Source organism: Bacteroides sp. A1C1 (genome assembly GCF_004328515.1).
GTDB classification, from domain to species: Bacteria; Bacteroidota; Bacteroidia; order Bacteroidales; family Bacteroidaceae; genus Bacteroides; species Bacteroides uniformis.
In genome coordinates, this window is sequence record NZ_CP036491.1 from 3219354 (window position 1) to 3232294 (window position 12941).

General features: G+C 41.3%; 11 protein-coding genes. All 11 read right to left on the bottom strand.

Annotated features, from left to right (window positions below; translation table 11 throughout):
- Nucleotides 1–45: 45 nt before the first annotated feature.
- Nucleotides 46–1365 carry a sigma-54 dependent transcriptional regulator gene (locus tag EYA81_RS13075; protein WP_036631714.1) on the bottom strand — a complete coding sequence of 440 codons (1320 nt, stop codon included), beginning with the start codon at nucleotides 1363–1365 and terminating at the stop codon, nucleotides 46–48.
- Entirely contained in the window at nucleotides 1346–3685 is a 2340-nt protein-coding gene (locus tag EYA81_RS13080; RefSeq protein ID WP_036631717.1) for an ATP-binding protein, read from the bottom strand. The genes EYA81_RS13075 and EYA81_RS13080 overlap by 20 nt, the downstream gene beginning before the upstream one ends.
- Before the next feature lie 196 nt (nucleotides 3686–3881).
- A complete protein-coding gene (locus tag EYA81_RS13090; protein ID WP_036631738.1) occupies nucleotides 3882–4406 on the bottom strand; it encodes a TetR/AcrR family transcriptional regulator in 525 nt (174 codons plus the stop codon).
- Between the two features lie 236 nt (nucleotides 4407–4642).
- Complete coding sequence (locus tag EYA81_RS13095; protein ID WP_117688852.1) at nucleotides 4643–5782, bottom strand: StlD/DarB family beta-ketosynthase; 1140 nt, start codon at nucleotides 5780–5782, stop codon at nucleotides 4643–4645.
- Between the two features lie 5 nt (nucleotides 5783–5787).
- Nucleotides 5788–6408 (bottom strand): TetR/AcrR family transcriptional regulator, encoded by a 621-nt coding sequence (locus tag EYA81_RS13100; RefSeq protein WP_036631723.1) that lies wholly within the window; start codon nucleotides 6406–6408, stop codon nucleotides 5788–5790.
- Between the two features lie 462 nt (nucleotides 6409–6870).
- The gene (locus tag EYA81_RS13105; protein ID WP_036631727.1) at nucleotides 6871–7851 is read right to left on the bottom strand and encodes a hypothetical protein; all 981 of its coding nucleotides are present in this window, start codon (nucleotides 7849–7851) and stop codon (nucleotides 6871–6873) included.
- 107 nt (nucleotides 7852–7958) lie between these two features.
- A complete protein-coding gene (locus EYA81_RS13110) occupies nucleotides 7959–8462 on the bottom strand; it encodes a hypothetical protein (protein WP_036631729.1) in 504 nt (167 codons plus the stop codon).
- Complete coding sequence (locus tag EYA81_RS13115) at nucleotides 8459–9691, bottom strand: AAA family ATPase (RefSeq protein ID WP_036631730.1); 1233 nt, start codon at nucleotides 9689–9691, stop codon at nucleotides 8459–8461. Before EYA81_RS13115 ends, EYA81_RS13110 begins: the two co-directional genes overlap by 4 nt.
- Before the next feature lie 184 nt (nucleotides 9692–9875).
- Entirely contained in the window at nucleotides 9876–12149 is a 2274-nt protein-coding gene (locus EYA81_RS13120; RefSeq protein ID WP_036631740.1) for a hypothetical protein, read from the bottom strand.
- 24 nt (nucleotides 12150–12173) lie between these two features.
- Complete coding sequence (locus EYA81_RS13125; protein ID WP_118067133.1) at nucleotides 12174–12356, bottom strand: hypothetical protein; 183 nt, start codon at nucleotides 12354–12356, stop codon at nucleotides 12174–12176.
- 72 nt (nucleotides 12357–12428) lie between these two features.
- Nucleotides 12429–12923: a hypothetical protein gene (locus EYA81_RS13130; RefSeq protein ID WP_036631734.1), complete on the bottom strand. Its 495-nt coding sequence runs from the start codon at nucleotides 12921–12923 to the stop codon at nucleotides 12429–12431.
- Nucleotides 12924–12941: the final 18 nt, after the last annotated feature.

Consider the following 12941-nt stretch of genomic DNA (forward strand, 5'->3'; position numbering starts at 1 on the left):
TTCGATTTTCCTTTGATGAGGGGGAAAACTGTATCGCAAACAAACCTATCTGGAAATTCCGTGCAGGCTCATTCTCTTGTAAAGGGTCGGGCGGCTGATTCCCAACAAGGCCGCTGCCTGTGTCAGGTTCCCTTTAGAGATGGAAAGAGCCGTCTTGATCTGTTCTATGTTTCTTCTTTCATCTTTCTGCAAACACTTGTCTATCTTCTCTTTCCCCATGGGGTCAGAAACGGGCTCTCCCGCATATTGGAGCCGTAAGGAATTGGGGGTAATCAGTTTTCCTTTGCATATCAATACCGCCGCATGAATAACCTGCTTCAGTTCCCGTACATTTCCCGGCCAACTGTATCCCAGCAGCATCTTCTTTGCCGGTTCGTCAAAATCCAAGACCTCTTTCCGGAGCAATCCGCAAGATTGCTCCCGGAAAAAATCCGCCAAAGGCAGTATATCCTCCAGGCAATTATGCAATGCAGGTACGGTGATGGTAAAATCCTGAAAGCGATAAAGCAGGTCCTTCCGGAAACGCTTTTCCGCAACAGCCTCCTGCAAATCCTCATTGGTGGCCGCAATGATGCGCACATCCATCAGCCTGTCCCGTTGTCCGCCTACCGGACGATACCGCCGTTCCTCCATGGCACGCAACAGCATCCGCTGCGTTTCTATCGAAAGGTTCTCCACCTCATCCATGAACAGGGTGCCTCCCTGCGCTTCCTGAAAATATCCTGCCTTTTCCTCTGTGGCTCCGGTAAACGCCCCCTTGACATGGCCGAAAAAGGCGGAAGGTGCCAGCTCTTTGGACAAACTGCCGCAATCGACCGTTACATACGGCTTGCCGGATCTGAGGCTCTGCCTGTGAATCTTTTTTGCCAGGTGTTCCTTTCCCGTTCCGGTGCTTCCCAATATCAGTACCGTCATATCCGTCGGCGCTACCATGTGAATGTACCGGTTCAACTCGCAAAAAGGGGTGCTTTTGCGTTCATAGATTACCTTGGTGAAAGCCTCGTTCACCGTCCTTATTTTTTTGATGACGGGCAGCAGCCTGGTTTCAACCAGCGGTTTGAGGATATAATCTTCCGCACCCAGTTTCATGGTATGAACCGCAGAATGTATCTCTTCATAATTAGTCATCATGATGAACGGGTGCATATAGCCGTTCTCCCTCATCCACTGCAACAGCGTGGTACTTTCCCCGTCAGGCAATCTTAAATCCGCCAATACGATGTCATCCTCACGGACGGATGTCCCAATGAACTTCTTAGCCTGTGCCAGCCTGTAAGTCCTTACAGTATCCAAATCCGCCTTCTGCAAAAAATTGCAGATATAATTACAGAACAAGACATTGTCCTCAACAACAATTACTCTCATAAGCCTTCTTAGCCTGTTGTGCCAAACATATTATTTCTTTTCCTTTATCCAATACCTGCTGTACAGTCCGCCCGAACTCGTCCACAGAAAACTCTCCCGAATCCTGAAGCAGTGCGAACAACTCACGCAGCGGCTTGCCGGCATGAATGATCTCCCATGAGCCTGTCAGATGATGTATCCATTCTTTCAGTGCCTCATGATCATTCTTTTCTGCACATTCAGCCATAGCCTCCATATCCTTCCTTGTCTCCCGGATCAGGGTATCCAGCATCTTCCGCCTGTTCCCATATTTCAGCAGGGCATCGAGGTCTATCTGTTCAGACTGCCTTTCATTTCCCAGACATTCCGTACATACCTGCAAAAGTTCTTCGGCGGAAAACGGCTTTTTCAAACAGCCCGAAAACCCTGCCGCATACAAATCCCCCGTATCGCAGTTTCCCGATGCGGTACTCGCTATAACCGGAATGCTCCGTGAATTTCCCACATTGGCCATGCGCAGGAGCTTCAACACCTCGAATCCGTTTGTCCGGGGCATTTTCAAATCCGTAATCAAAAGGTCATAACTACGGCTGCGGACATGCTCCATCAGATCACGCGTGTTCTCACATACCGTGCAAGCCACCCCGTGATACGCAAACATTTCCCTGATTGCCGCCAGCAAAACGGTGTCATTGTCCAATACCAGTACCGTATAGGACCGTACGGAAATCCGGCTCCTGCCGCTCTCCGCCATCGCTTCCTCTGCCACAGCCAGAGGAAGACAGACAGTGAACCGGCTGCCCACCCCTTTCCGGCTTGCCACTTCAATCCTGCCGTCCAACAATCCGACCAGACCTTTTACTATTGAAAGTCCCAGTCCGACCCCTTCTTCCGCAATCGCATTGGGAAGCCTTTCGAATGCAGTGAAAATGCGTGTCTGCTCCTCATCGTCCATTCCGGTGCCGGTATCTTCCACGATAAGCGTCAATACGCCCTGGTCAAATTGTGTGCGAACCGTTACACTTCCCTGCTCCGTAAACTTGATTGCATTGGACAACAAGTTGCTTCCTATCTGTATTATCCTGTCCCTATCTCCTATAACAACCGCATCTCCGGCACTCAGCACGTTCAGCAAAAGGTTTTTTCCTGCTGCCAGCGGCATAAAATCCGTTTCCAAAATCTCGGTGACGGAACATAACCTGAACGGGACAGGAACGGCCTTTTCCCCGCCACTTTCCAACCGAAAAAATCCCAACAGGGAATTCAGCATGGAAGACATGTGTCCCGCCACCTGCCGTATGTTCCGGCTGTATTCCCTGCACTTCGACACTTCTCTTTCCGTGGAAAGCAATTCCGCATAGCTGCTGATAGAAGCAAGCGGCGCGCGCAAGTCATGGGTTACGGCCAGCATGATTTTCTTTCTTGCCTCAATCAGTTCCTCGTTTTCAAGAACGGTCTGCTCCAACTGACGGACTGTGCCTTCCAGCCTTTTTTTATAACGGTTTATACGCATCATATCCCGGTGTATCACCATGTAGGACCATATCAGCAGCAAAACCATGAATGCCGTCAGACCGATGACCGTGGCAAATGACCGTTTCCCGGCTTCCGCAACTTCTTCTTCCTGTCTCTTCAATTCTGCTTGTACCGTTCCGTCCATATTCTCAATCATCTGCCGCAACTGCACGTTCAGCCTTCTGTTCATCCCATCCAAGCTGTCCGTCCGTTCTGCCAGCTTCCGGGCATACGCCTGCTGTCTGCCCACCACGCTTCGGTTAAGTTCATGAAGCATGGAGGCGGCAGAAGGAGAATCCGCCTTGTGGCGTTTTGCGAACAACCTCTTCAGGAATCCCCCTTTGGGGGCATTTTCCCGTTCACTCTGTCTGGCAATGGCCGGAATCTGCGCTGCAATTTCCCGGTCGGCTTCCTCCTGCCTGTGTACCCAATATATGATTTCCCGCATATACCGCTCCTTGGCTCTCCACAAATTACGGATGCTGTCTGTATGTGAGCCGGAAGAGGAGTACCTCAAGCTACACAACAGGCTGTCAATGTGCCGTCTCCGCTTCTGAAATGATAAAAAATCCTGCTCACTCCACTCCATAAAGGTTTCACAGAAGAAAGAAAGCCTGAGCATTTTCACGTATATATCATTTATCTCATGCTTTTTCCGGTTAATCATCCGTACTTCCATTTCCCTGGCCTTAGTCTCTTTCCATTCGCAGATGCCAACGTAAGCAATACCACTTATGACTACAATCTTGGCCATATATCCTACCGCTATTTTGGCAAGAAGCGGTTGCAGGCGCAAAGATTTCAACAATTTATTCCTACTTTCCAATTATTCACTTTTTAATTCATTATATTCTATTAAAATTCTTTGCAAAATAAACCGACTGGTCGGTTTATTTTGCAAAGATAAGCCTTTTCCAAGAATAATGAAAAAAAACAGGTTCCAGCAAGTAAAGTTTTATCATTTATCAGTCTAAAAGACAACGGAATGAACTGATAGGGAGGAAAAGGAAAGGAATGCGGGCTTAAATTTCTGAGAACATCCCCAAGAAAGTCTTACCAATAGAAGTGTTCAATGCCTGTCTGCTGAACGCCTTGGCATCCTTCAAACTTATTTTATGACCATAAGCCACATTGGAAAGAAAGTCCTGTTCCCGGATAAGGAGTTGCTGATACATTTGTGGAAATTCGTCCATATATTCATGGGCGGAGGAAACAAACTGCATATAACATACCAGGAGATTGCCATTCAGATGTTTTGGAAAACTGTTTATCACCCGTTCTATCGGATTCCTGTATTGCCTTAAAAACTCATTCCAATCCTTGTCAGCCAAGGAATACATTTCACAAGAAATCTGCGAGTCGGGGAAAAAACGCATTCTGACAACCGCATCAATCAGTTTCTTTTTGGAAGGAAAGTAGTGTATGACAGCCCCTTTGGATTTATGCACGGCGACAGCCACATCGCAGAATGAGGTCTGCTTCATTCCTTTTGTGATGAATAACCTGTATGCCTCCTCTATAATCCGCTGTTTCAAATTCGGGTCCATCCTACTGCCTATATTATAAAAAATAGCACAGATGCAATCAACACCCCAACGCGGTAGTGGAATACCTAGAGATGATGCTGACGCACCTGTGCTATATATTTTAATATAGCGCAAGCCGTCATATTCCATCTTATCTCTTTGAAATTTTCCACTTTTCGTTTGGAAGATGATATATGATACTATACTATGTCGTTTTAACAGCGCAAAAATACGTTATTTATCGTTTATTTCCAAATTTATACGACACTTAATAGCACTGTTCCATAAGAAAAGCGTCCGCTTTCAGGGACAAGCAGCAGTATTTTTTCTCCCGGCACGAGCTTATGTGTCTTCCAGAATTGATCCAGAATTGCAAATATGGCTGCTGAAGCAATATTTCCGACTTCCGGCAAATTAGTGAACCATTTGCTCTTGTCGATTCCAATTCCCACTTGTTCAAGCTCATTTATTATTTTATCATAAAAAAACATGGAAGAAACGTGAGGAAGTACATACGAAATCGTGTCTGGTGATATGTTATGTTTCGCAAAGCAATATTTGATATGTTTGGCCCAATATGGAACTGCCTTTTGTTCCAATAATTTAATATCTTGTTTAACAGTAAAGAGTGAACGATTTACAAAATCTTGAGAATCAAATGATTTCCAACTCTTTAATTCTCCATTTTCTGTTTTTTCTGCTCCCATAAACATACATGTTGGTAATTCATTTGCAAATGAAGTCATCTCTACCCATTCAACCTTCAAAGCCTTTTCATTACCCGGATTGTCCTGAAGCAATACAGCACTAGCCCCATCACTCAACATGAAACGTAAAAAATCTTTCTCTAGTGCCATGTATGGCTTTATTCCAAGATTTGCGCATTTCTCATATTCTAAATCATAGTTTTTGGATAGCAAGCCTGCTGATGCCAATTCAGAACAGCTACAAACAGCATTCCGTTTTTCACCAGATAAAATGCTCCAATAAGCAATTTTAAATGCTTGAATGCATGATAAACAAATACCAGATGATGAATATATTTCCATCGGCTTATTTTTTAGTAAACCATGTACCATAGAAGCATGTGAGGGTAATATCTGATCCGGACTAGCAGTTGCGCACGCTAACAATTCCAAATCCTGCATTGGAAGAGGGTGTTTCGCCAACAAGTTATATATAGATTGTGCCGCCAAGTCTGCATTAGTATGTGTCATGGTCTGATTAGTATCAATGGCATAGAAACGTTGCTTTATACCATTCTGTCTAAGCACAATGTTTTTAACACGAGAGTGTGAACCGGAAATTAAGCCCAAATACTCCTCCATTTGGTTATTGCCGATAGGAGAGTTGGGAAAGTAAACAGCTGTTGTTGTTATAAAAACTTCTTTCTGCATTTAAATTATATTTTTATTAGATTATATATGAATATAAATTGTTTTTTTAGCTCAGGTATATTTAATCCGTTTTCTAGGGCATCATTATAAGATTGTCCAAAGAAAAGATATTTAAACTGTTTGGCAAGGTATCTACAATCATATTGTTTATTTATTTCCCCCTCATTTTGAGCATGTTTCAATATTCTTTCCCACAACAATAATTCTTTTTGTGTTATTATTGTTGTTTCTTTAGTGAAATTAGGATAAAATTTTTCAGCTTGTAGAATTAAGTTCATATATGCTCGTGTTCCATTAGTTTTAGCTTCCGGCAAAATGAACTGAGTTAAATAATTCATAGTACGCTCAACATTAATAATATAGTGTTCTATAAATTCATATAAAGACATGGGCTTTGAAATTTGCAGTTTGTTATCAACATCTTGTTTTCGGAGTATGTATTGGTCTATCACATCAATAAACAATTCTTGTTTTGTAGGATAGTGATATGACATACATCCTCTCGACAAATTGAGGCTTTTTTCTATATCTTTTAAGGGGACCATGCTGTAATCTTTTGTCAGAAACTGTTTAAATGCAGTCTCCCTTATTAAAGCTTTTGTTTCTGAACCTTTTGTTCCTTTCATGACATTCTTTTTTTTGCATCATACAAAAGTAGTTCTTTTTAAGAGAATAAGCATTTTGTTTTAGTATTATTAAATATGCCTTTTTCATATGAATCAAAGCCTTTTATGAATTTACGACACACCGATCTGCAATACCATTTTATTTTTTTGTGCGATATATTATTTTTTCACTATATTTGTTTTCAAATAAGCCGATTAGTCGGTTTGTTTAACATAGGGGAACCCAAACAGAAAGTGGAATTTCAAACAGAGATGTTCCCCTGTGTTTTCATTCCATATTCTGATAACTCTTCTATATTCATTCAAAAAAATACCGACCAGACGGTATTTTTTTGAATGCAAAAGTATAAATATCCCCAACAAAAACAAAGGGAAAAGCCAATTATGCATTCTATCGGCAAAGAAATGCCTATGAAATATACATAATCCGCTTTTCCCTATGAGAAACATTATGTTACCGGCTTATCTTGAAGGTATCTTCATCTTAACCTGCACCCCCTGTGAGTTTAAAACACGAACCGGTGTCTTTTCTCCGGCTTTCAAATAGAACAGAAGATAATCCTTCGCACGCTGGGACTCGAAGAAACCTTTTTCGCGATACTCGGCAATCCACCTCTGAATCATCGGAATCTGCCAACGGTTCATCAAAATATAGTAGCCGAAATAATACTCCAAATCGCTCAGGAAAATATTGAGTTTCAGGTAATCCCACCAGAACTGTTCTTTCTTTTTGCTTTTGGCATTGAGTATGATAACCTGATGTTCATAAGTGTCACGAGGATTTTCCCAATCCTGTTGCGAAACAAATACATCGGGAACCACATTATCGGCATGGTCCTTTGCCGGAATAAAGGGAGATAAGGATTCTATTGAATCCTTTATCTTTCCATATAAGGACGGTTCGTACTCCTTGTTGTACAGCATAACATCCCGCAAACGGGTGGAAGTGAGATGGGTTACCACGGAACGTCCTACCACACAATGATCCGGAACAGTCATTACCGATGCCAGACGTTTCATAAATCCGACTTCTGCTTTTGCCTGTTCTTCCTTATCCGGTCTCTTGAAAGGATAATCTGACCAGGCAATCTTCCGCATCCCCAGATGCAGGTCTGTAAGCTGCAACCCCGCATACGCACAGAAAATGGAAGCACGAATTATCTTGAAGATAGGGGTACGGTCACCCTCGTGAGCCACGTAAGGCAGATCTTCCACGCCAAAAAGCATTTCATTTTCCGCTATCAAATCGGCAGAGACCGTCTTGCCTTCTTCCAAGCGTCCCTTAATCTTGAAGTTACGCTTTTGGTATCCCCAAGTGTGAACAGGCCGCGTAGCTATCAGTGCCACACAATAATTGCCGTTTTGCGGCGTGAAATCTACATTTTGCGGTGTTGCATTGAGCATCAACTCGTTCAGCAACTTAATCTTTTGGATATAGTCCATAAATCAACAGGTTTTAAGTGAAACATTTTGTTAACGGTGCAAATGTAGGCATCAAGTTTCGTACCGGAGTTCCGTTTTTCGCCGAAAATCACTGCAGGGTCAACCAATTATTCAATATTTATTCTGTTCTCGATTCTCAGTATATAGTTTGTTTCCAAGAAAAAGCGTTCCATACGTACTGCCTGACCGGTTCTGAACAAAGGTTTTTCGCTATTGGCTATGTAGGCTTTTTTTATGGGAAAATTCCGTGCCTCTTCCTGTTGTTCAAAATAACCAATGGTAGAACGCAACTGCTGTTCGCCGTCTTTTATCCATTGATTACCCTTGCCTTTTCTTTGCTTCAACTCTACAAATATGATCGTATCTCTATAAAACAGGCAGCCGTCGCAGCGGTTGTCCATACTCCCGTCCGCCCTGCGCAGTTCAATGCAATGATCAACCGGTACGAAATTCACCTTTATCTGAGGATAATTGTCCACCGCCGCAATCCAATCCTGACCCTGTCTTTCTGCAATATATGCTTTTTCAGCAGCAGGAGCCGGCCGGTCACATATACCGAATTTGCGTCTGTTTGATGATGATATATGTCGTGTCGGGAAGAAGTCAATCATAATTCCTGCTGTATTTCCAATAAATCGGCAAAATCTTCGTTTGTTCTCTCTAGCATCCTGTTGAGGAAGTTCTCATCGGAAGGAAGCCCATGATATGTGTCCAGTACAGTTACCGTCCCTTCTATCTCGTTGAACTCGTAAATAGCGATTTCGTCAGGGTGTATGGCAGCTTCTATGGGATAAATAGCATTTATCCTTTCTTGTACCTCACAGGAAAGATTACCTACAGCCAACAGCATACCGGCTTTGACAGCGACGGTCAGGCTATTAATAAGGTATGGGCTATGTGTTGTAACTACCAAACGGTTTGTTTCCAAAGCATTGTTAAAAGCCAGCAACTGTTTCATTATCATCCATTGCGATTCCGGATAAAGGTTTTGTTCCGGTTCTTCTACAATGTTGACAAATGCCGATTTGTTGAATCTGGCAGAAACGGCTGAAAGGGCAATCCTCCGTTGCTCGTCCGTAAGGTTCGGTATGTTCCATATATTCGCAACTTCCGCTTCGAAGCGTTTCGCTTCATCGCTGCTCATCTTTTGGGCACTATTCGCCTGACTTTTTACAGATTCGGACAAATGTAAAGAAACCAAATAAAGCGGTACGATGGATTGGAATCCGCTGGACGCTTCCATTAACTTCACCTTATAGTCCTCACCTTTGACATAAACAATGTCATTTTGTTTGTTATATTCCAGTTGAGCATGATTGATAGGCAGTTCCAGACTACTCTTAATGCGTTGTTTGGCTTTGTCATATTCCGTAAGAAAACCTAGCAAGGCATCCGGCAAATCCTTAATCAGATCCGGTTTGTTGACCATGCTGATGAAATTCCGTTCGGCAGGAACGTACATGATTTGAGGAAGGGCATAGCTGTCCAATGCATTCTCATTCTTTTCTATGACAAGTTCGCCTTGCTTCGTGTAGGTAAACTTGTAGGAATCCCCTTCGTAGAAAATCTCAGTCTGTTCCTTTATGAAATAATTGGAAATACGATGGTAACCGCAATACTTGTTCTTGAACTTGGCGGCGGTAAATTCTTTCTCCTTGAAATCACCCCGTGTCAAGACCTTCTCCATCCATGTAAAGGTGGAAATCAGTTTGGCAACCGTACTTTTACCGCTACCCTGGTTACCCGTAAAAACGGTTACTTTCTTTATATCTATCCATCCGTCCGTTACAGATGCTGTTTCTTTCAACGGACCGAAGTTTTTAATCTTGATTCTACTCATATATTTATTGTATAGACCTGTTACAAAGATAGTGTTTCTAAATGAAACGACCTAATGAATGTTGTGTTTCATTTGCTGTGAACATAGAGGTCTTCCCAATTCTTTGTTTTTCCAATTTTTAACCTGTATGTTTTATGATGGTTTTCTAATAGTCAGAAGTGTCAATCTGATATCTGAATGTGTATCAGTCGGCATTGAACGGACGGATTTCGGAAAGATTTTCATTGCCGCTGTCAATAAAGCGGTCGAGCACCTTAATCATGACAACAGGTATATTCTGCTTCCATAGTATCTGTGCGTCCAGCTCTGTACAAACCAATGCCATCTGTTTCAATTCTTTTTCCAAGTATGCTCCCGAACTGATATATTCATTTAGAAGAGGTTCGTTTTCGGATAATTTGATTACAGAGGCATATAACTTGTATTGTTCATTGATACATTTCAAATGAAACTTGTCCTTTAGTGTGGAAGGCGGATCAAGTAATTTCAGTTTGGGCAGGTCTGACTTGTTGAGAATAATCACAGTATTTGTAAATTCGACTGTATGATCTCCAGGCAGACTATACAACAATCTGTTGTCAGGGGATTTGAACTTATACTCGTTTTCCTTCCGTAAATTCTGAGGATAAGCATTGTACCAGTTGAAGTGAAATCCGATGATTATCTGTTTGTCGGTCAATCTTAAAGTCTGGAAGGCCTTGTCAAGATTCTCCGGAAAAACCCTATATTCACTTTTAGGCTGATACTGGAAGCTTCGGAGCCAGCAGTTTTTGAAAGAGTATAGTGTAGCAGCACTGAAAGACTCCTTAAAATTGACATATCCTATTGTTTTATCCGTACAGAATGCCTCTGCCGGCATCAGCTGACGTATTCTTCCGACACAATCGAACTTGTTACAGTTTTTGTGCTCATCATTAGTTATGACAGATACTTCTGTAATCCACTTCATTTCTCTGCCAATACTATCTGATGCTATTTGGTAAAAATCCTGAATTTCATCTTCAGACAGCTGTTGAGTAACTTTTTGATGTTGTATTGCTGAAGTAAGCGAATTGGAAAGGGACTCCAGTGCATTCTTCAGCTTATGTTTAGCCCTGTATATGCGCGACTGATCCAATGGCAGTATTGTTGTGATGTCTTCCAATGGAATGGAATTCTGCTCAATCTGTTTCAGGATAATCGGAACATTTTCCAGCCATTCGTTCTTTTCGGACAAGGATTCAGGAAGAGCCGGCAGTGAATAAAAATCCTCGTAAACATAGGTGCGGTTAAGTGTTGCCAGACGTAACATTAGGATATACAAGTATTTCTGTATCCAGCCATTGATGATGCTATTGTTGCGTACGCCAGCCTGAAGGCCAAAAAATGGATATTTTTGCTCGTATTTGTACATTGAATCGGGACTGAATGAGAGCAAGTCCATATACAGTGAAATAATTACAGCCAGCGATCCTGGAATCAGAACATAATGAGGTGGTTGGCTATTAGTGTAATACAATATTTGATTTAAAAGTTCGTGCTCCTTTCTAAACAGCAAAAGTCCCCCCAATGCGATATGGAACTCCTTAAATTCTTTCCGCTCTTTTTGCCTTAGCTCAACCATTTTACTATCGGCAATAGCTTGTCCAGATGGGGTATAGGAGACATATATGCGCTCATTAAGTTGGAAATCTGCAAGGTGAAGAAGCAGAAGAGAATTGGCTGCATTCCAATATTTGATAATCCATTCACTGCGTTTGTAAAACAATTGCTGGTTCAAACAAGTCCAGATTGTACGGTAGGTATTCTGATGCATTATGGTGAACTGGACTCCATCCAGCATTACGTTGACTATGTCATTGCCGTTTTTGATGGAAACCGCCTCCTTTTGTTGCATACACAGCTGTTCATTGATAGAGATAATGCCTTCGTATAACTCCGGCGGATATTCCATTACCGTCCATTGTCTTCCTTCACGTAAAGACATGGTCCAATTATACAATTCTTGAAAACAATCGCGCAATACATCCACGTTGTTCTGTTTGAGCATGGCAATAAAAAGTTCGAACCATGCCTTTCTGGTATTTCGTGGAATATCGTTCCTCTTGATTAGATGCTTTTGCAGTTTTTCAGGCACATTATAAATATAGATAAGCCTGAAAATCATAAATATACTGAATGTCAGCAGTACACAGAATATTGTCGCGAGAATAATGGCAGAATAATCTATGTACTTTGTAAGAACTCCGAAATCAAAATAGTTAGGTGGAGCGACCAATTGATAGAACAGTAAAAATATGGTAATAGCGAGCAAGCCAAGAAAATGCTTTGTGCTTCTTTCGTTCATAAAGAGTTGTATCAGGCGGGTAGATTCATACTTATCGTCTATCCGCTGAATAACTCCAATTAACAAGGGAACGGCAATGCCCAGTATGGCTGCCGTTATAGGTATAATAATTTCTTTAGAAAAAATGTCCATAATATAAAAAATGTTCAATAGTTGCTATGGTACTGTAGGAAACTTTATGCGTCCTTCTTTATCGATGGTACAAGATAAAGCTTCCCCTTGATTTTTTTTAGCAATACGGTTATAATTTGTTGCTGTTCGTATTTTTAAATCTATCAAGTCTATCCATTCAAAAGTATGCTCAATTTTAAAAACATTCTGTTCATTTGCTTTGAACATATACCTTCCCATTTTTCTAAGAAATTTATACATTGATTTTTTGGGAAAAGGAATAGATAAAACTGTGGTATATTAATACGAATCATATTTCCTTTTACTTACTAGTTTACCGTTTTTTATATCCTCAAACCTTTCTTCAAGCAATGGAATAAAAGTAACGGCATCAAAATCAAGAAAGCGATCTTTATATTTTAAAATAACTTCTTTAAAATAAAGAAATATATCATCACAAAGCTCTTTTCTCGTCTCATCTTCAGATAAATCATCATATTTATCTATTGTAAGCATTTGATCTATTATAAGTTTATCATCTTTTTTTAGGTATCTATAAAATGATTTTAAATTGCCACCTTCTATATTTTCTGAAAGGAAAAATCTAAGAATTGCGCCAATTGCAATATGACTATATTGGGGATCATGAGTCGTTAGTTTAATTGAAATTGAATCTTGCCAATCTCCATCGTTTAAACCATCTATAATATAGCCTAAAACCTTACGATTTATAAATGCTTTTTCGACTGTTCTTCCTCCTTGTGATTGATACGTAATTCGTAAAAATAGTCCCATAATAATTATTTTTAATGA